This is a genomic window from Chryseobacterium arthrosphaerae, assembly GCF_001684965.1.
In the GTDB taxonomy this organism is placed as follows: domain Bacteria; phylum Bacteroidota; class Bacteroidia; order Flavobacteriales; family Weeksellaceae; genus Chryseobacterium; species Chryseobacterium arthrosphaerae.
On record NZ_MAYG01000031.1, the window covers coordinates 115,543 to 136,065 of the forward strand.

Below are 20,523 nucleotides of genomic sequence, written 5' to 3' on the forward strand. Positions count from 1 at the left end.
AGCACTGTTACCTACCACCTAGGACCTGTCACCTTATACAGCTATCCAACCAGATTCCTGTACTTCTCTCTGTTATCAATTAGAATCCAGATATTGATCAGAATCAGAATAACAGACATCGCTATTCCCACCTGAGACGGGTCCCTGTATACATTTTGCAGAAATATTCCGGCCATCACTGGGAGAATGATAATGGCTCCCAATGCTCTGGTTTTTGGAAAGATGAAAAGGATCCCGCCGACAATTTCTACAACGCCCACTAATGGCATCAGCCATCCGATTTCGGTGAAGGCAGCATATATTTTGATCTGTTCGTCCGTCATTTTAGGGACTGGTGCGTAAGGGAAAAATTTGTTTACGCCTGCATTGATAAAGGTAAGGGCAAACAAAAGGCAGATGATGAATTTTATGATTTTCATAATTGAATATTTTATATCAAATGTACTATAAAAATAAAATCACTCTATTTATTTTTAGTAAATAATGTGATGTGTAGTTTTAATGATGTGTTAATGTTGTTTTTGTTTTAATTTAAATTCTATCTTTGAGATACAAACTAAAACTAATAATATTTATGTTGAAAAATCTTAAAAAACTAGATCGCACAAACCTGAAAGAAATTCAGGGAGGAGGAGGGATCGGAAAATGTGATATCGGTCCTGTAGGATGCCCATGTAAAATTCCGCCTGGAGATCCGTGTCTAGGAGGGGGACCTGGAGGAGGAGGCCCACCTGATGTAGGCTATTGCCCGGATTCTCAATCGTATATTCTTTGTACGGAAACCTGCCCGAACGGTATGAGCCCTTATTGTGCTCTGCCTGCATAAATAATAAAAGACTGTCTTGAAAAAGGCAGTCTTTTTATTTTAAGTTCAAAAAGTAAAAGTTGAGATGGGCTTAAGCGGAACGAAATTTAGAATCAATTCATTGCTCATTATTTATTACTCATTACTCATCTTTAGTCCATTTCTTTCAGGGTAATATTCTTGGAGATCTTGTAGCTCTTTTTCTTTTTATTGGGTTTTTCTTCTTCACCCAGCAATTTTCCCCAAGGCCTCAGGTCATCTACTCTCTCACAAATAATCTTGATAATGGCAATAGCCGGAATACACAGGAACATTCCTGCAATACCCCAAAGGTGTTCCCCTAAAAGGATTCCCACAAAAGAAAATAAAGCATTGATCTTTACCCTTGAACCTACTACAAATGGCAGGACAATGTTTCCGTCCACTGCATGAATTGCGATATACCCGATGGCTACATAAATGCAGGTTGACGGACTTGCCGTAGCAAAAGCAATAAAGCATGAAATCACAAGAGACATAAAAATTCCCAGATAGGGTATAACGTTTAACAGACCCGTGAGTACCGCCAGAAGAATAGCATATTTTACTCCTAAAACAGTAAGGACAATTGAGGTCAGAATGGATACGATAATTACCTGAAGGCAAAGTCCGAAGATATATTTTTTGGTCATCACCCTGATTTCACTCACAGCTTCCTGTACACTGGCTTTGTGTCTTTCATTAAAAACAGTAACGATGAAATTGTTCAGAAGTCTTCTGTAATTTAAAATAAAGATGAAAAACAGGATAAAGAATACAATAAAACCAAACCCGGTTGAAAAAATACCAAAGGTAAATCCTAAAATTGCACCGGAAGAAGATAAGAGTTTATTCAACCCCTGATTTATATAATCTACCTGTTCATCAACTTTTACATTGAATGTTTTGGAAACCCAGTGCTGTAGACCATTGAACACGGTCGTGAATTGCTCCCTGAGATGAGGCAGATCTTTGCTGAAATCAGACAGCTGTGAGCTGAAAAAATAAATTAATCCGCTTAAAATGATCAGCATAATAAAAACCGAGGTCATGGTAGACATAGACCTTGGAAACCTTAGCTTTTTTTCCATAAAGGTGGCTGCCGGTAAAAACAGCATGGCCATAAGGAAAGCCAGAAAAAAAGGCGCTAATATACTTTGTCCTAATGCCAGAAGGTAGCCGAGACCGATAACGGAAACTACCACCAGGGTAAGCTTGACAAGGAAAGGAAGTCGAAGAAAATTCATAATTTAAAATCTGCAGTGTGGAACTAAAAATAAGAAAACCCTTCGAATTGAAAAATTTTTTAATCAATCACTGTGGTTTTTCTTTCAATTATCAAATTTTATTCCATCCGGAGTGAAGTGAGAAATATTTCCCATAATAAAACAGAAACACGTTCCGGTGATCAGAACGTGTTTCCTTATTGAGAAGTTAATATGTTATAATGTTATTTTTCAATGGCGATGTCAATGACTTCTTCCATTCTGCTGACGTAGTGCACCTTCAGATTCTTTAAATAATCTTTTTTGATCTCTTCCACATCTTTTCTGTTGGCTTCACAAAGAATCACATCTTTGATTCCTGCTCTAGTGGCAGCAAGGAGTTTTTCCTTGATTCCTCCTACAGGAAGAACTTTTCCTCTTAAAGTAATTTCACCCGTCATGGCAAGGTGCGGTTTTACCTTTTTATTTTTAAAAGAAGAAACCATTGATGTCAGCATGGCAATACCTGCAGAAGGTCCGTCTTTGGGAGTTGCTCCTTCAGGAACGTGTACGTGGATGTTCTTTTTATCCAGTTCCTCCTGCGGAATTCCCAGTTCATCATGCCTTGCTTTGATATATTCCAGAGCAATTGTGGCAGATTCCTTCATTACGGTTCCTAAGTTTCCGGTCATGGTAAGAGCACCTTTTCCGTTGCTTAAAATACTTTCAATATAAAGGATGTCTCCCCCTACGCTTGTCCAGGCAAGACCTGTTACTACTCCGGGTACTCCTGTTATTTCAGACAGGCTTTTCGGTCTCGGTACCCCCAGAATTTCATCTACTTTTTCAAGTGAAATCTTTGGATCATATTCTTTTACCAAAGCCGTCTGAAGTGCCACCCATCTTGCAATGGCAGCAATTCTCTTTTCGAGTGTTCTTACACCGCTTTCAGAAGTATGGGCTTCTATGATATGCTTAAGTTCCGCATTTCCAAGTTTAAATGATTTGGTATCCAAACCATTCTCTTCCTGCTGCTTCTTAATAAGGTGTCTTTTGGCAATTTCAATTTTTTCCTCTAATGTATAGCCGGCAATCTGGATAATCTCCGTTCTGTCTAAAAGAGGTGTCTGTATCGTTGAAAGTGAATTGGCTGTTGCAATAAACATCACTTTTGATAAATCATAACCCATTTCAAGGAAGTTGTCGTAGAATGATTTATTCTGTTCCGGATCAAGAACCTCAAGCAATGCGGAACTTGGATCACCATGGAGACCCTGGCCGATTTTATCAATCTCATCAAGAACAATTACCGGATTTGATGTGCCGGATTTTTTGATAGACTGAAGAATTCTTCCGGCCATGGCACCGATATATGTTTTTCTGTGCCCGCGGATTTCACTCTCATCATGAAGACCACCCAGAGATAATCTTACATATTTTCTCCCTAAAGCATCAGCAATAGATTTCCCTAATGATGTTTTACCAACTCCCGGAGGTCCTACCAGCAGGAGAATCGGAGACTTCATATTGTTCTTTAATTTCAAAACAGCCATGTGCTCTAAAATTCTTTTCTTGATATCTTCCAGCCCGAAATGTGCTTTATCCAGTACTTTTTCTGCCTTTGCAATATCAAAAATATCTTTGGTATAGGTTTCCCATGGAAGATCGGTAAAGAAATCCAGATAATTTCTCTGAACATTATAATCCGGAGAATTAGGATTCTGGCGTTGCAGTCTGCTGATCTCCTTCTGGAAGTGTTCTTCCACTTCCTGACTCCATTTTTTAGCCTTTGCTTTATTGATGAAATCTTCAACATCGCCTTCAGGTCCGCCGCCCAGTTCCTCCTGGATCGTTCTGATCTGCTGATTCAGAAAATATTCTCTCTGCTGTTTGTCAAGATCTTTGGAAGTCTTCTGGTGGATCTGGTTTCTGAGTTCAAGCTTTCTGAAATCCTCATGCATCATTTCATAGCATTTTTTGGCCCTTTCCATAAGGCTTTTCTCTTCAAGAAGCTTTTGTTTGGCGATTGAAGTGAAATTGGCATTCGTGCAGATGAAATTCAGAAGGTCATCATTGTTGTTGATATTCTTGATGGCAAAATTAGCTGCATTGGGAATATTCGGGTCCAGTTCAATGATTTTTAAAGCAAGATCTTTAATATTTTCCAGCAGGGCTTCGTATTCCTCCTGGTTTTTGGGTCTCGTATCTTTTAATTTTGCAATTTCAGCCTTGAAATAAGGTTGGGTTTCAATGATCTTTTTGATTTTGAACCTGTGGAAACCTTTGGTAATTGCTGTAATATTTCCTTCAGGAAGTTTGATGATCTTGATGATCTTGGCCAGAGTTCCCGTAGTATAGATATCTTTCTCTGCAGGCTGTTCAAGATCCGAATTTTTCTGGCTTACAATTCCGATGAAATCTCCGTTTTTCTGAGCTTCTTCAAGAAGTTGTATCGAGGCTTTTCTCCCTGCGGTAATAGGAATTACCACGTTAGGGAACATTACCATATTTCTTACAGGAAGTATAGGGAATATTTTCTGTTCGGAATTCTGATCAGTCTCCGAAAAGTCGGAAAGATTGATCTCTTCAGCTACGATATCAAATCCGTCGCTGATCATTTCTTCTAAACTAATATCTTCAAATTCTGTCATAGTCAATCGAATGACAAATTGTCATTTTCGTTTTTTATCGTTAAAAGGATTTTTTATAATATGTACTGAAAACCTGTATCATATTTATAATGTTTTAAAATGCACAATACTTATGCCATTTGTTTTTTGCTAAAAAATACGGCCAAAATTTCCTTTTTTAAATAATCTTTGGATTAAAAATCAAAATAAAGAACTTCTGTTTCTGTAATTTCTTAAAAATGTGTATTTTCGCAAACTGATAAAAAACTATAATTTATAAAATGGCAATTTTAGGACAGATTAGGAGTAAGCCTTGGCTTTTAATGGGAGTAATAGCCTTAGCGCTTTTGGCGTTCCTGGTGAACCCCGATAGTATCGATAAGGTTTTTGGTAAAAATCCTGACGTTTTAGGAAAAGTAAATGGTGAGAAAATCACCCGCGAAGAGTTTAATGATCAGCTTTTCGTGTTGCAGCAGCAGGCTGAGCAGCAGGGTCGTCCGAAAAACGGTCTTGAGGAGCAGGCATGGCAGTTACTTGTACAATCCAAACTTATCAAGCAGCAATTTGAGAAATTGGGCTTTGAAATGACAGACGATTATTTCTGGAATCAGATCCAGTATGATCAGATGTTTGCTCAGAATCAGCAGTTCTTTGATGAGAAGGGTAACTTTAAAACTCAAGAGCTTAAAAAAGAAATTGAAACATTACAAAACACCAACCCTCAGGGATATGCTCAATGGTTAAAAACAAGAAAAACAATTGAGTACAGACTGATGGCAAGACAGGTGTTTACCAATCTTTCAGCAGGGATCACTACCGGTAAGAAAGAAGCTGAAGAATTGATGAAGCAGAGAGATCAGCTTGCAGATATCGACTTCGTAAAAGTAGATTATGCCGCTTATCTTCAGAAAACAAAGATCAATGTGACTACACAGGATCTTGCTGATTATATCAAAAACCACCCTGTAATGTTCAAAGCAGAGCCTAGCAGAAATATCGGTATCGTATTTTTCCCGTCTAAGCCTAGTGCAGCAGATGATGCAGCCGCTTTGAAAGAAATTACAAAATTATATTCAGGAGGTACAGATGCAAGCGGAGGTACAGAAAACTTCCAGAATACGAAAAACGATTCAATGTTTGTAATGGCTAATTCTGATATGCCTTTCAACCCTCAGTATGTAACACCGGCTCAGTTGCCGGCTACTATTCAGGCACAGATTCCTTCTGCAGCGGTAGGGCAGACTTTCGGTCCGTACAAAGAGCAGGATTTCTATGTAGTTTCTAAACTGGTTGGTAAAAAGACTTCTGATTCCACTTTATCAAGACACATCCTTATCGCTTTCAAGGGAAGCCCTGCAGGTGAAGGAGTGACAAGATCTAAAGAACAGGCAAAAAAACTGGCAGACTCTATCGGTGCTATTGTAAAAGCAACACCGGCTAAGTTTACAGAATTCCTTAAACTTTCTAACGATCCGAATTCAGCAGCTCAGGGAGGTAGCTTAGGTTGGACAACTCCGGAAACTCCTTTCGTACCGGAATTCCTTACTTATCTTGCCAATAACCCTAAAGGTGCTACAGGTGTAGTAGAAACACAGTTCGGTTACCATATCATCAATATTGAAGATAAAAAATCAGGATCAATGGGGTATAAAGTTGCTAACCTTGTGAAAGCAATCAAACCTTCAGATGCTACTGAGGCCGAAACAGACAAAAAATCAAGAAAATTCATTCAGCAGGTTCAGGGGAAATCTTTCAACGATTTCGTGAACATTGCTAAAAAAGGCAATTATCAGTTCACCAATCCTAAAGCCGCTAAAAGATTTGAAGGTCAGCTTCAGGGCCTAGGTACTGAGAAAGATGCAGAGATTCTTACATGGGCTTTCGATAAGAAAAGATCTAAAGGAGATACTGAACTTTTCACAGTAGACGGAACAGGTGATAAAATTGTAGTATACCTAAACGGAAAACAGGAAGCAGGTCTTGCTGATCCAGAATCTGTAAGAGATCAGATTGAAGTGATCGTTAAAAATAAACTGGCAGCAAAACAAATTTCTGATAAAATTGCAGGCGCAAAAGCTTCAAACCTGGATCAGATTGCTAAATTGTTTGCAACATCAAAACAGTCAGCTCAGGTTAATCTGTTGAATCCTTCAGTAGCAGGATCAATGGAACCTAAAGTGGCCGGAGCAGCATTCGGTGTAGCAAAAGGAAAACTTTCCAATCCGGTTGAAGGTGGTACAGGAGTATACGTTCTGATCAAAAAATCAGAAACGGTAAATAAACAGCCTGGTGACCTTAAGCAGTTTACTGAGTCTATTACTCAGAGAAATGCAGGAATGTTCGGACAGGCCTGGATGAAGAGCCTTCAGGACAATGCGGATATCGATGATTACAGAATTGAAATCTGGAACAAAATCGGAAATCAGCAGCAATAAGAAAAAACATTTTACAGATATAAAAAGCGACAATTTTTTTTGTCGCTTTTTTTTGTATTTAACGCAGAATAATAAAGGAAAAGATTTATTTAAAATGTATTATATTTGCTTATTAGAAAAAAATTAGCAAGTGAAGTTCAGTAAAGAATTAAAAGCTGGTGTGATCACACTTCTGGCTATCGTAGGCTTTGTGGTGTTGTTTCAGTTTATGAAAGGGAAAAGCCTTTTTACTACGGATAATATATTTTACGCAAAATACGACAATGTAGAAGGTCTGGCGCAGTCAGCGGCAGTTTCTATCAATGGTCTGAAAGTAGGACAGGTGGATAAGATTATTCCCCTGACCTCAAAAGACGGTAAGATCAATTTTGTAGTAAAAATTACAGTAGACAACAAATTCGAATTTTCAAAAAACTCCTCTCTGGAAATCTTTGAACCGGGACTGATGTCTGGAAAAGAAATGAGAGTAAACCTTATGTACGGAGGCCCTACTGCAAAGGACGGCGATACCCTGAAAGGTGCTTTCAAACTTGGAACGCTGGGAAGCCTTTCTTCTCAGGTGGGTCCGGTAAAAGACCAGCTACAGGTTGTGCTGCATAGAGTAGATTCTCTGATGACTAATGCCAATATGCTTGTAGATGCACAAAACAGAGCTGAGATCAAAGCCTTATTGTCCAATCTTAATAAAACAGTAGGCGCATTGCAGACTACGGCAGGAAGTGTAAACAACCTGGTGGGGCACAATGATCCTAAACTGCAGAAAGTATTGGATGATGCAAGTCTTACCATGCAGAGTGGAAAAGTAACGCTGGATAAATACGGAAATCTTGCGGAAAGTATCGATACAAAGAAACTCAATGCCACCATTGCAAGTTTAGATGCTACCGTAGGTAAACTTAATCAGGTGATCGGAGGAATAGATAACGGACAGGGAAGTTTAGGTAAACTGATGAAGGATGAGCAACTTTACAACAACCTGAATTCAGCATCTTCCAACCTGAATTCATTAATCGAAGATATGAAAGCGAACCCGAAGAGATATATCAATTTCTCGGTTTTCGGTAAAAATAACAAAGACTAATACGCCTTATGCAGTACATCGATAACATTATTTTCCTGATTTTATTAGTGGCCGGATTTGGGCTGTTCGCTAAAAGCCTGATGAAGATATACAGAAATATCAGGCTGGGTCACGAAATCAATAGAAACGACAGAAAAGGAGAACGTTGGAGTACCATGGCAAGAGTGGCTATGGGACAGAGTAAAATGACAGCACGTCCTGTAGCAGGAGTTCTGCACCTTTTTGTATATGTTGGTTTTGTGATTATTAATATTGAATTAATAGAAATAGTTGTTGATGGAATATTCGGGACCCACCGTTTTTTGTCAGGCATCTTCGGACATACATTTTATAATTTCTTTACGGCAACATTAGAAGTTCTGGCACTTTTGGTGGTGATTGGAGTTGTTATTTTCTTTATTCGCAGAAACTTTTACGGCGTGAAAAGATTGACAATGAAAGAACTTTTCGGTTGGCCGAAAAATGATGCAAACTGGATTTTGATCATTGAATTTGCCTTAATGGCAGCTTTCTTTATGATGAATGCCTCAGATTTTATTTTACAGTCAAGAGGTGTTTTACCGGAACATGGAAGCTTTCCGATCAGTGAAATGACATTGGTCCCTTTTTTGGAAATTTTCAATTTTGACAGCGGATTTTTGATGTTCACAGAAAAAGGAGCATGGTGGTTTCACTTTGTGGGGATTCTGTTCTTTATGAATTATCTGTATTATTCAAAACACTTACATATTATCCTTGCTTTTCCAAGTACATGGTACGCCAACCTTGATAAAAAAGGAAAATTCAACAATCTTGATTCAGTAACAAAAGAGATCAAGCTGATGATGGATCCTAATGCAGATCCATATGCTGCTCCTGCTGAGGGGGCAGAGGCTGATGTTCCGTCCAAATTCGGGGCTGAAGATATTTTCGATCTGAATCAGGTTCAATTATTGAATGCATACTCCTGTACAGAATGCGGACGTTGTACTTCCGTTTGTCCGGCTAATATTACCGGTAAAAAACTTTCTCCGAGGCTGATTTTGATGAAGACCAGAGACAGACTGGAAGAAGTGGGAAGAAATATCGATAAGAACGGAAAATTTGTTGACGACGGCAAAAAGCTGTTGAATGATTATATCACAAAAGAAGAACTTTGGGCCTGTACAACGTGTAATGCCTGTACAGAAGCCTGCCCGGTATTGCTTGATCCGCTTTCCATTATTTTTGAAATGAGAAGATTCCTGGTAATGGAACAGTCTGCTGCTCCGCAGGAACTTAATCTGATGATGACAAACGTGGAAAATAACGCTGCGCCTTGGCAGTACAATCAGGCTGACCGTCTGAACTGGGCATCGGAAAACTAGATAATTAATCAATTTGAAAATTTGAAATTGATTACCGTCTATATCACTTTCAAATTTCCAAATTCTCACATTTTCAAATTGAAAAGAAATGGATTTCAACATAAAAACAATGGCAGAATATGCTGCCGAAGGAAAAGCCCCGGAAGTTTTATTTTGGGTTGGATGTGCGGGAAGTTTTGATGACCGTGCGAAAAAAATTACAAAAGCATTTTGTAAAATACTCAACAAAATAGGTGTTGAATTTGCTGTTCTGGGACAGGAAGAAAGCTGTACCGGAGATCCTGCAAAAAGAGCCGGAAATGAATTCGTATTCCAGATGATGGCCCTTACCAATATTGAAGTTCTGAATGCTTACGAAGTAAAGAAGATTGTAACGGCCTGCCCGCACTGCTTCAATACTCTTAAAAATGAATATCCAAGCTTAGGAGGCCACTTTGAAGTGGTACACCATACCCAATTCCTTAAAACTTTAATGGAAGAAGGCCGTCTGAAGATTGAAGGCGGTGCATTCAAAGGAAAGAAAATCACCTTCCACGATCCATGTTATCTGGGACGTGCCAATGACGAATATGAAGCACCGAGAATGCTGCTTGAAAAGCTTGATGCAGAGCTTGTAGAAATGAAACGTTGCAAAACCAACGGACTTTGTTGTGGAGCAGGAGGAGCACAGATGTTCAAAGAACCTGAAAAAGGAAATAAAGACATCAATATTGAAAGAACGGAGGAAGCTTTATCTTTTGAACCTAAAGTGATCGCAACAGGATGTCCTTTCTGTAATACGATGATGACGGATGGGGTAAAACATTTTAATAAAAATACTGAAGTTGCTGTAAAGGATATTGTTGAACTTCTTGCAGAAGCAGACGATTTATAGATATAATCTTCAGACCATGAAATTAAAATGGGGGATCTCCTTTTTATTTACAATATCGGTACTTGCTTTTCTGACCTTCTGGAACTACAACAACAGGGTTTATGATTGGGATATGCCCGGATATCTGGGGTGTATGTACACTTCCGAATTTCCGGATTCACCGGATAAAGTGCGTATCATTACTTATGAAGAAATAAAAAAAGAAGCTCCTGCAGAACATTATGCTGATGTTATTGGTTTGAAACCGTGGGATATACCCCGCCAATACTTTACAAAAAATACCCAGTCTTTTACAGAACAGTTACCCTATTTTCAGATCAAAATAGGGTATATTTGGGTTATTACCCTTTTTTATAAACTCGGAGTAAGCCCGCCAATGGCAGTGCTGGGGACCAGTCTTATTTCCTATTTTATCTCAGGACTATTGTTCTTTTATATCCTGAAGCTTCTGTTCCCGAAACAATACTGGCTTGCCGTTTTGCTGACAGTTGCAGCGATGCTGTTGCCTCCGATGACCTACATGTCCAGGGTTTCAACACCGGATATGTTCATTTTTCAGTTTATTCTGATCTTTATTATCGGATTAATTAAAAACTGGAGCAAATGGGGAATGTTTGCACTTCTTTTTGCAATCACTTTCATCCGTCCGGATTATATTACTTTTACACTGACCTATATAATGGCTGTTTTCTTTTTCAGCTATTATCAGGAAAAGAAAATTGATGCTTCCTATATTGTTCAGGGAGTAATTCTTTTGCTGATGTATCTGGCCATTATTAAATTTTATGAGTATCCGGGATGGAAAGATGTTTTCTATGATACCTTTATTGACAGAAGACCTATTATTTCCACACATCCGGTTGAGCTGAGCTTAATGGATTATCTGCAGATTATTTACATTAAAATCATCTATTTTAAAAAGGTCACCTTATCGGTAGTCATCATGATAGGCGTTATTTTCTGGAAGTCAAAGGATGTTTGGGTAAGAATGATTTCGGTCCTTTTCCTGGTCAATGTCTATATTAAATTTTTCTTTTTCCCTCAATCTGCTGCATTAAGGTTCTTTTTTCCGTTTATTTTTCCGCTGTTTATTATGATGCTCTATGTTTTAAGCAGAAAATACAATGATCTTAAACTCAGGAAAATTGCGTAATTTTGTAATCTGAATTGATAGGATATGAGATCATCAGATTCAAATGTGGAAATGGTGATGGCATACTTTTTTAAATACTGTTTACATTATGAAAATCGAAGAATCTAACATTGTAGAAACTAACGACTACAGAGTTATTATATATCCGGCTTCAAGACCTTTTGAAACCAAAGAGGCAAAAGCCATTACTGAGAAATTATTTGATTTCCTGGCCACATGGGCCGCTCACGGGAAACCGCTTTCCTCTTCATTTAAAATCGAAAAGAATCAGTTTATCATCGTTTGTGTTGATGAAGAAAAAGAAATGGCTTCAGGATGCAGCATTGATGCTTTAGGGAAGATCATGAAAGAAATTGATGAAGAATATCAGCTGGGACTGTTCGACAGAATGAAGGCGAGCTTTGTTGAAAACGGGGAAGTGAAAACATTAAAGCTGACGGACTTTAAAGCAAAGCTGAGAAATGGAGAAATTTCAAATGATATCCAGGTTTTTGATTTCTCTAAAAACACCTACCTTGATTTTTTAAGCCACTTTCTTCTTCCTTTGGAGAAGAGCTGGGCAGCATCTGTAAAATAAACGCATTAAGCTGATAAGGCTTATCATTCATAAAGTGGAAACGTGTTTTCCACTTTTTTGTTTTAATGTATCTTTGCAGAGATTCGAGTAAAGAACTAATGCCTAAAGTACTTTTTTTAACCACATCCCACAGCTATAATGATGACCGTATTTTTTACCATCAGGCGAAAGCTCTTAGAGATAACGGGTATGCAGTAAAAATATGCAGTTTATATGCAGACTACAAAGGTGTGATCGATGGTATTGAGATAGAATCCTATGCCGTTCTGGAAGAAAGTGTGGAAAAGAAAACTGCTACATTTCAAACGGTTTGCGAAGCTTTTCATCCTGATACGGTCATCTGTTCCGAACCACTGGCAGTTGTGGCAGCAAACAAGTTTGTGAAAGCAAATAAAATCAGCTGTATCTATGATGTTACCGAATGGTATCCTTCCATGTCAATGCTGGAGAAATACAGATTTCCGGTTAAGATTTTTCAGGCATTAAAGTTTTTTCTCATTCAGTTGTATGCCGGCTATGTAAGTACTCATTTTATTTTTGGGGAAACCACCAAAAAATTTCCTTTAGCTTATTTCTTTGGATTTAAAAAACAGATCATCCTTCCTTATTATCCGGATCCGGACTATATCCGGGAAAGTATAAAAGCACTGGATCCTGGCAGCATTACTCTTTGCTATACCGGGCAGATTTCAAAAGACAAAGGAATTGGCAATTTCTTAAAAGCAGCAGATAAAGTTCGTCAGAAAATTTCCACCCATAAAGTTAAGATTCTTATCATTGGCGCCACAAGACAGGAAAGTGATGAAGCTTACTTTTCTGATTTATTGAATAAGTATGCTTTTGAACATATTGAAATCAGAAAGCCCACCTCCTTTGAGAAGTTTACTGAAGCTTTGGCTGATGCAGATGTATGTTTTGACCTTCGGGAAATCAATTTTGAAAATAATCATTCCCTGCCGATAAAGCTGTTTTACTTTATGGGAGCGGGAAAACCTGTGATCTACTCAGATCTGAAAGGCATCCGGAAACATATGGGAACACTCTCATTTGGTAGCCTGGCAGATCCACAGGATGCAGAAGCTATTTCGGAAATTATTGTTAATTATGTAAAAGACCCGGAGCTGTATCACCTGCATGCAATGAATGCCGGTAAAGCATTTAAAGAAAAATACAACTGGAGAACAATCAGCAATTCTTTTGTGAATTTTGTGAAAAAATCTATTGACAGATAATTGATTATGCCACTTACCATCATTAAAACCTTCGTTTCACGCTTTCTGATCCTGTTTCTCAGCTTCGGACTGGTGATCTATTCTACGAATATGTGGGGAAGCGAAGGGAAAGGAACTATTTCCATTGTGATTGCGAATGCAGCAGCGGTAAGCTTTTTCAGCAGTATCTTTTCCGGAAGCAGCACTTCTTATTTTGCATCAAGGTTCAGAATAGAGAAGATCTTACTGTATGCTTATCTCTGGTCCCTTTTTATAGGCCTTCTGGTCCCTTTTCTATTCAGTTTTGCTTCTGTTCAGACTGAATATCTTGTTGATCTGATCGGAATTTCGGTTTTTTCATCCCTTTTGTCAACGAATATAAGCTTGTTTGTTGGTACACAGAATATTAAAAGGTTTAATCTATATACTGTTTTGCAGCAACTGGTCCATATTATTTTTATAGGATTATTCGTGTATGTATTGAACCGGAAAGATGTTTCCGTATACTTTCTTGCACAGATCGCGTGTCTGGCACTTCTTTTTATCACAAGTTTTTTTCAGATCATCAGGAAATGTGATCTTTCAGAGGTTTCTTTCTCTAAAGAAGTTTCCCGGAATATGTTTGAGTATGGCTGGAAAACCCAATTGAGTGCATTTGTGCAGTTCCTGAATTACAGACTATCTTTTTATTTTCTGGAATATTTTGAAGGAATTTCAAGCGTAGGAATTTTTTCCATCGGGGTTACCTTTTCGGAAGCCATATGGACGATTACACGAAGTATTGCGGTAGTTCTGTATTCTGATGTGGTCAACAGCAAAAGCAGGGAAGAATCCATTGAAAAAACCAAATCTTCAATCAAACTGACGGTTATCCTGATGATGATTTTTGTTTTGGGAATCCTGGTGATCCCTTCACAGGTTTATATTATGATTTTCGGAAAAGAATTCAAAGATACCAAGGAAATTATGCTTCTTCTGTCTCCGGGAATTTTTGCTATTGCAGTAAGTGATATGGCAGGGCATTATTTCTCAGGAATCAGAGAATTGAAAATTCTGAATGTCAAATCAATAGTAGGATTGGTCTTTACGGTTGTTTTTTCTCTGATTGCTATTCCCAGATGGGGAATTTTGGGAGCCTGTCTTGCCACTACATCTTCTTATCTGGTTTCAGCTTTTCTGTTATTCAGAAAATTTTACAGCGCTACACCGTTCAGAATTAAAGATTATATGGTTTCAAAAGAAGAATTACAGCTTTTGAAAGATAAACTTTTTAAGAGATAAATTTTCATTGCAGAATCCATAATTCCAACAGCAAAGCCATTTTCTTTTTTATCATCGGGAATAAAAAATGATGAAAAACAGTTCCGGTTAATGCTGAATAAAGTCATTTCCTTATTTTTACATTTCTATTAAGTCTTATTATGTGCGGAATCAGCGGTTATTATTCATTTCATAAAAATATTTCCACTAAAAATATTCTGGAAATGAATCAGGCGATCAGCCATCGCGGGCCGGATGATGAAGGTTTCTGGCTGTATCTCAACCGACGGGGAATGTCTTTTTCAGGCACGGATTCTACAGAAAAAATTAAAGAGCAGTTTCCGGTTCTGTCTGAAAACCAGACACCAATTGCACTGGGATTCCGAAGATTATCCATCGTCGATCTTTCTGAAAGAGGCCATCAGCCAATGCTTTCGGATAATGAAAAGATCATTATTACATTCAACGGAGAAATTTACAACTTCAGAAAGCTGAAAACGGAACTTGAAACGCTGGGGCATTCTTTTATAAGTACCTCCGATACTGAAGTGATCCTGAAGGCTTATCAGGAGTGGGGAAAAGCCATGTTTGTAAAACTGGATGGGATGTTTGCCATCTGTATCGTTGATCTTCATCAGCAGAAAATTATTCTGGCCAGGGACAGGGTAGGGATGAAGCCGCTTTTTTACTATCAGGATGAGAACGGATTGGTCTGGGCTTCAGAAATAAAAGCAATTCTGAAGAATGAACTTGTAAAAACAGAAATCAACTGGAACGGGGTATATACCAACTTCCTTTTTCAGACCACACTGGCGCCACAAACCTGTTTTCAGAATATATTTTCTCTGGAACCGGCCTCTTGTATGACCATTGACCTGGAAGATCAGAAAATAATAAAAGAAACGTTCTGGAGCTTACCTTCAAAACATAATGATAATATTACACAGGCTGAAGCGACAGAAAAAATAGATCAATTGCTGTCTGAAAGTATATCAGAACAGCTTTTTGCCGATGTTCCGGTTGCGGTGATGATGAGCGGGGGAATAGACTCAACCCTGATCGCTTCAAAAGCAAAGCCGTTTAACGGAAAAGTAAATACCTACACGATTTCATATCCGTTTTCTGAAGAAGAAGTGGAAAAAGCTACACTGGCAGCCCGGTATTTTGGCGTTTCTCATAAAGTAAAAGAAGTGAGTGATGAAGAGGCGCTTGATCAGCTTAAAGAAAATATACAGCACTTTGAAGAACCTTACAGCAGTTTTGAGGTGCTGATCAATGCTGCAAAATATGCCCGTGAACAGCAATTCAAGGTTGTACTGAGCGGAAATGGGGCAGATGAGCTTTTTGGCGGCTATTCTCACACCCTGAAGCTTAACAGATGGCTTCTGATGAGGAATTTTAATTTTGTAAAGCCTCTTATTTTTACGAAAGATCGGTTTTCACAAAGGGTAAAAAATTATTTTTCCCAGGAGAATATGTTTGATTTTTTCCGCCAGAGCCAGATCAGTATGAGGCCGCTTCAGATTAAAAATGTCTTACAACCTGAAATTTATACCAGGATCAATACCGGTCTTTCCAGCTATCATGCATCGGAGCTCAAAAGTTATTCAGGTTATTTTGAATATGATATGAAATATTCGCTGTCGTCCCACCATGTATTCCGGGATGACCTGAGTGCTATGAAATATGGGGTGGAGTTCCGTTATCCTTATTTAAGCAACGCCTTGATTGATTATGTGGCTGCTTTACCGGAGAATATCAGATTCAATGGAGTTCAGAATAAACCGCTTCTGCGTAAGGTAGCGGTGAAATATCTTCCTCAGGAAGTTTTGAATATGCCGAAACGAGGATTTTCTTTTCCGGTGCATTATTTCATCAAAAACGAACAGCGGGTACGGGATTTTATTGCAGAAAATTTAGAAAGTTTAAAAAAGAGGAATTTTTTCAAAGGAGAAGTCATTGATGAATGGTGGAAGCATCAGGAAAATGAGTATGACTGGGTCAAAATATGGCAATTGGTGACTTTTGAGCTATGGTATCAGAAATATTTTGAAAAATAAAGAAGCAGCCTAAAGATTAATATTTTACCTTTGTATTATGATGAAATATTTTTGGAGTATACTGATTATTGTCTTCACACTTATAAGCTGTAAAAGTGATGACGAATCTTTACAGAGAATTGATCAGGTTATGAATATTTACATGAAGAGCAATACCAATCCGGATCTGCTGAATGCAAAAAAATCCGGATCTTATACTGCGTATTCTGTAAATGATATGCTTGGAGACAGGGATATTTCTCCGGTGAGCATTCCTCTGAAAATGAGATCGGACTCCACTTTTTACATGGAATATATTTCAGGAGCCAAGAGAAGAAAGCTTGATTCTGCAGGCACAATGTATTATTCACGGATGCGTCTCACTTTATCGAGAAACGTTAATAATGTCCCTGAAAATACATTTGATACCCTTGAAATTCGCTATAGAAACTCATTGGAGGTATTCCAGGTTTCTCAGGTTTTATACAATAGAAAATTAATGTTTTCAAAAGAAGCCGGTGCAGCAAATTCGATAAATGAGGTAACTATCGTAAAATAATTTTACATTTGTACAATTGTTAGCTTGAGTGTAAGCTAAACATCTAATATTTAACATCTAAATAAAATGTTACAAGTCAATTTTTTGCGCGACAATAAAGAACGCGTTTTAGAAGGTCTTAAGAAAAGACAATTCAAAAATCTTGAGTTGGTAGACGATGCTATTGCTACTGACGACGAAAGAAAAAGAATCCAGTTTGAATTAGATTCCCAGCTTTCCGAGATCAATAAAATCTCCAAAGAGATCGGTCTTTTGATGAAGGAAGGAAAGAAAGAAGAAGCGGAATCAGCAAAATCTAAAACAGCACAATATAAAGAGTCGAGTTCAGAATTGAAATCTCAGCTGGAAGTAAAAGAAACAGAATTACTGAATATCCTGTACCAGCTTCCCAACATTCCGAATGAATTGGTGAAAAATGGTGCTTCAGCTGACGACAACGAAATTATTTTCCAGTCTCACACAGTAGAAGGTCTTGGCGAAGGTGCTATTCCTCACTGGGAACTGGCTAAAAAATATAACCTTATCGATTTTGAATTAGGAGTAAAGATCGCCGGGGCAGGATTCCCTGTTTATTTAGGAAAAGGAGCGAGACTGCAAAGGGCTTTGGTTCAGTATTTCTTAGATAAAAACGTAGAGAAGGGCTATACGGAAGTTAATCCGCCTCACGTAGTGAATGAAGCTTCCGGTTTCGGAACGGGGCAATTGCCTGATAAAGAGGGGCAGATGTATTATATCAACGAAGATAAACTCTATCTGATTCCTACTGCTGAAGTTCCTGTAACCAACCTTTACCGTGATGTATTGTTAGATGAAAAAGATCTTCCGATTAAAAATACAGCTTTCTCTCAGTGTTACAGAAGAGAAGCGGGAAGTTATGGAGCTCATGTAAGAGGTCTGAACCGTCTTCACCAGTTTGAAAAAGTGGAGATTGTAAGAATTGAAAAACCTGAAAATTCTTATGCTGTTCTGGAAGAAATGGTAGAACACATCAAGGAAATCCTTACTGATCTTGAACTTCCTTTCAGAGTACTGAGACTTTGTGGCGGAGATACAGGTTTTGCATCTGCAATGACCTATGATTTTGAAGTATGGAGTGCCGCTCAGGAAATGTGGCTGGAAGTAAGCTCTGTGTCTAACTTTGAGACTTTCCAGGCTAACAGGTTGAAGTGCCGCTACAAAGCAGACGGTAAATCTCAGCTGGTGCACACCCTGAACGGATCTGCAATGGCATTGCCAAGAATTATGGCTGCATTGCTGGAGAACAATCAGACTGCGGAAGGAATAAAGCTTCCTAAGAAGATTGCAGAATATGCAAGATTTGATATTATTAACTAAATAATTTAATTCCAGATAAAAACCCACCGGATTCCGGTGGGTTTTGTTATTTTATTCAGTGACAATGATGATCTTTTTATCAGCATTTTTAAATTTTGCATCCTTGTCATACATGGCTTTCAGATCATAGGTGATTCTCACAGAATACTCATCAACCTGTTTCAGCCAGTCGTGTTTTCCGGTGATCGATTTTATCTTGTTTTCAAACTTCAACGTCGTTCCTATATTTTTGAAGAACATCATCATCATGCCTTCCATTTGCTGGGTTTCCTCTTCGGAACCTTTCGCTTTCAGTACTTCTTCAATATTTTTAACATTAAAAACATCTGTATTGATGGTAAGGGTTTTACCGTCCCAGGTATTCGATAAATTCTGATCGAAAGGTAATTTTTCGTCTTTGTTGAAATTTTTAATCAATTCATAATCTTTGGGAGTGATGTGATCCATTTTAAAAGAAAATCCTACTGGAACAGGTTTATTGTCTTCTTTGGCAGACTTCAGGAAAAACTTTTTCAGAACCCTGATGGTATCCTGATTTTCAGTCTTCAGCTTTCCTTCTTTCTTCATAAGATCATACATGCTTGTCCACGTTGTTGGAAATCTGTCCATATCCTTAAATTTCTCCTGTTGTAATGAATCCGGTGTCATGGCCTGCATTTCTGCCATAAATTCCCGGGTATCAATATCCGTAAGCAGGGATGAAGCTGAATCCTTATGGTAGACTATTTCAGTATTTATATTACAGGACTGCAGTGTAAAAAGGCTTATCAAAAATAAGACGATTGTTTTCTTCATGGTTTATTATAGGTAAATGCTTTTTTAATGACAGTTGACGGCTCCGTTATGATCCTTTGAAATCGTCATAGCTTCAGCTTTTGGAGAAACATAGGGTATTCCGAGCTCTAAGCCCCTCAGGATGAAAAGCCCGCCCAGAATGATCATGATCACCGGCACAGCTTTCAATACTTTTATTCTGAAGGCCTGATTCATAAGATTTCCGGCCAGAACGATGGCAAACATGAACGGAAGGGTTCCGAGGCCAAATAAAGCCATATATAAAGCTCCCTGCCATATTCCTCCGCCTGCAAGACTTGCGGTAAGGGCCATATAAACCATTCCGCACGGTAAGAAACCATTAAGGATACCGGTTGTAAATCTTGATCTGTAATCTGCTTTCTGCAGCAGTCTTCCTAAATTTGATTTTACAGAATACAGAAATTTGGAAAGAAAGGGAATTTTTGAAGCAAAATCTTTTCCTCCAAATGAAAATACGGCCATGATGATCAGCAGGACTCCAGCTGTGATCGTCAGGTACTTCTGAAAGCCGGCCATTTCAAATCCCTGTCCTATAATCCCCAGAAGCGCACCTAATAATGAATAGGTAAAGATTCTTCCGAACTGATAGGTAAGGTTCTGAAGGTAAAAATTGGCAGCCTGTTTTTTGGTTAATCCCATCGACAAGGCAATAGGCCCGCACATTCCGATACAGTGAAAACCGGAAGCAAAGCCTAAGGCAATAGCCGATACAACAAGTCCTATTTCCATATCACATCATAATCCATTCGATAGTCTGTTTTGTCTTTTGTCCAGCTCAGTCTTAAGGTATAATTACCCATTTTCAACACCTGTGCAGGTATTACGAAAGACTGGCCGGTAAGCTGTACAGATTTTTTGATATCTAAATTCTGGTCGTCGGTTCTGTTTAAAACAAATTTTACCGTAGTGTTTGAGCTGTTATAATCTTGTGGAAAAGTGATTTTTATTCCTTCGGTACTCTGGCTGTATACAGGTTTTTCCTGCAGTTCGTCAGCCCTTTTTTTGGCATCAATTACATCCTGATACTGTAATTCTTCTTCATAGTAGTTGTCTGTCACCATTTCAGAGTTTTTCTGCCCGTTCGGGAAAAGAAATAACATTGATAATATAAAAATGATGAATGCAGCCAATGCAATGACAACACCGTGTCCCCAACTAAAGTTCTTCATTTCTTCCGGA

Annotated in this window: 18 protein-coding genes; 12 read left to right on the plus strand and 6 right to left on the minus strand. The window is 38.3% G+C overall.

Features of this window, described 5'->3' with window-relative positions:
- Positions 1 to 41: 41 nt before the first annotated feature.
- On the minus strand, positions 42 to 419 hold the full coding sequence (locus BBI00_RS21515) for a MauE/DoxX family redox-associated membrane protein (RefSeq protein WP_065400888.1): 378 nt from the start codon (positions 417 to 419) through the stop codon (positions 42 to 44).
- A gap of 155 nt (positions 420 to 574) precedes the next feature.
- Between BBI00_RS21515 and BBI00_RS21520 the strand changes: the two genes are divergently transcribed.
- On the plus strand, positions 575 to 826 hold the full coding sequence (locus BBI00_RS21520) for a bacteriocin-like protein (RefSeq protein ID WP_065400889.1): 252 nt from the start codon (positions 575 to 577) through the stop codon (positions 824 to 826).
- A 131-nt stretch (positions 827 to 957) separates the two neighbouring features.
- Here the strand turns inward: BBI00_RS21520 and BBI00_RS21525 are convergent, their stop codons facing one another.
- Positions 958 to 2,070 carry an AI-2E family transporter gene (locus tag BBI00_RS21525; protein ID WP_065400890.1) on the minus strand — a complete coding sequence of 371 codons (1,113 nt, stop codon included), beginning with the start codon at positions 2,068 to 2,070 and terminating at the stop codon, positions 958 to 960.
- A gap of 203 nt (positions 2,071 to 2,273) precedes the next feature.
- Positions 2,274 to 4,679 carry an endopeptidase La gene (lon, locus tag BBI00_RS21530; protein ID WP_065400891.1) on the minus strand — a complete coding sequence of 802 codons (2,406 nt, stop codon included), beginning with the start codon at positions 4,677 to 4,679 and terminating at the stop codon, positions 2,274 to 2,276.
- A 260-nt stretch (positions 4,680 to 4,939) separates the two neighbouring features.
- On the opposite strand from lon, the gene BBI00_RS21535 reads away from it, so the two are divergent.
- The 11 genes from BBI00_RS21535 to serS all read left to right on the plus strand — a co-directional run bounded on the left by BBI00_RS21535 (position 4,940) and on the right by serS (position 18,528).
- On the plus strand, positions 4,940 to 7,093 hold the full coding sequence (locus BBI00_RS21535; protein WP_065400892.1) for a peptidylprolyl isomerase: 2,154 nt from the start codon (positions 4,940 to 4,942) through the stop codon (positions 7,091 to 7,093).
- 130 nt (positions 7,094 to 7,223) lie between these two features.
- On the plus strand, positions 7,224 to 8,174 hold the full coding sequence (locus BBI00_RS21540; RefSeq protein WP_065400893.1) for an MlaD family protein: 951 nt from the start codon (positions 7,224 to 7,226) through the stop codon (positions 8,172 to 8,174).
- Between the two features lie 8 nt (positions 8,175 to 8,182).
- Entirely contained in the window at positions 8,183 to 9,520 is a 1,338-nt protein-coding gene (locus BBI00_RS21545; protein WP_065400894.1) for a (Fe-S)-binding protein, read from the plus strand.
- An 88-nt stretch (positions 9,521 to 9,608) separates the two neighbouring features.
- Positions 9,609 to 10,394 (plus strand): (Fe-S)-binding protein, encoded by a 786-nt coding sequence (locus BBI00_RS21550; RefSeq protein WP_065400895.1) that lies wholly within the window; start codon positions 9,609 to 9,611, stop codon positions 10,392 to 10,394.
- A gap of 16 nt (positions 10,395 to 10,410) precedes the next feature.
- Positions 10,411 to 11,547, plus strand: a complete 1,137-nt coding sequence (locus tag BBI00_RS21555) for a hypothetical protein (RefSeq protein ID WP_065400896.1) — start codon at positions 10,411 to 10,413, stop codon at positions 11,545 to 11,547.
- A gap of 88 nt (positions 11,548 to 11,635) precedes the next feature.
- On the plus strand, positions 11,636 to 12,124 hold the full coding sequence (locus tag BBI00_RS21560; protein ID WP_065400897.1) for a hypothetical protein: 489 nt from the start codon (positions 11,636 to 11,638) through the stop codon (positions 12,122 to 12,124).
- A 98-nt stretch (positions 12,125 to 12,222) separates the two neighbouring features.
- Positions 12,223 to 13,356, plus strand: a complete 1,134-nt coding sequence (locus BBI00_RS21565; protein WP_065400898.1) for a glycosyltransferase — start codon at positions 12,223 to 12,225, stop codon at positions 13,354 to 13,356.
- 6 nt (positions 13,357 to 13,362) lie between these two features.
- Positions 13,363 to 14,616: an oligosaccharide flippase family protein gene (locus tag BBI00_RS21570; protein WP_065400899.1), complete on the plus strand. Its 1,254-nt coding sequence runs from the start codon at positions 13,363 to 13,365 to the stop codon at positions 14,614 to 14,616.
- 140 nt (positions 14,617 to 14,756) lie between these two features.
- A complete protein-coding gene (gene asnB / locus BBI00_RS21575) occupies positions 14,757 to 16,655 on the plus strand; it encodes an asparagine synthase (glutamine-hydrolyzing) (RefSeq protein ID WP_065400900.1) in 1,899 nt (632 codons plus the stop codon).
- A 37-nt stretch (positions 16,656 to 16,692) separates the two neighbouring features.
- A complete protein-coding gene (locus BBI00_RS21580) occupies positions 16,693 to 17,193 on the plus strand; it encodes a hypothetical protein (RefSeq protein ID WP_065400901.1) in 501 nt (166 codons plus the stop codon).
- Positions 17,194 to 17,259: 66 nt separating this feature from the next.
- Complete coding sequence (gene serS, locus BBI00_RS21585) at positions 17,260 to 18,528, plus strand: serine--tRNA ligase (protein ID WP_065400902.1); 1,269 nt, start codon at positions 17,260 to 17,262, stop codon at positions 18,526 to 18,528.
- A gap of 51 nt (positions 18,529 to 18,579) precedes the next feature.
- Here serS and BBI00_RS21590 read toward each other — a convergent pair whose 3' ends face one another.
- The 3 genes from BBI00_RS21590 to BBI00_RS21600 are packed head-to-tail and all read right to left on the minus strand — an operon-like array spanning position 18,580 to position 20,513.
- Positions 18,580 to 19,323: a hypothetical protein gene (locus BBI00_RS21590; protein WP_065400903.1), complete on the minus strand. Its 744-nt coding sequence runs from the start codon at positions 19,321 to 19,323 to the stop codon at positions 18,580 to 18,582.
- A 24-nt stretch (positions 19,324 to 19,347) separates the two neighbouring features.
- Entirely contained in the window at positions 19,348 to 20,073 is a 726-nt protein-coding gene (locus BBI00_RS21595; RefSeq protein WP_065400904.1) for a sulfite exporter TauE/SafE family protein, read from the minus strand.
- A complete protein-coding gene (locus tag BBI00_RS21600; RefSeq protein WP_065400905.1) occupies positions 20,064 to 20,513 on the minus strand; it encodes a FixH family protein in 450 nt (149 codons plus the stop codon). Before BBI00_RS21600 ends, BBI00_RS21595 begins: the two co-directional genes overlap by 10 nt.
- Positions 20,514 to 20,523 lie beyond the last annotated feature (10 nt).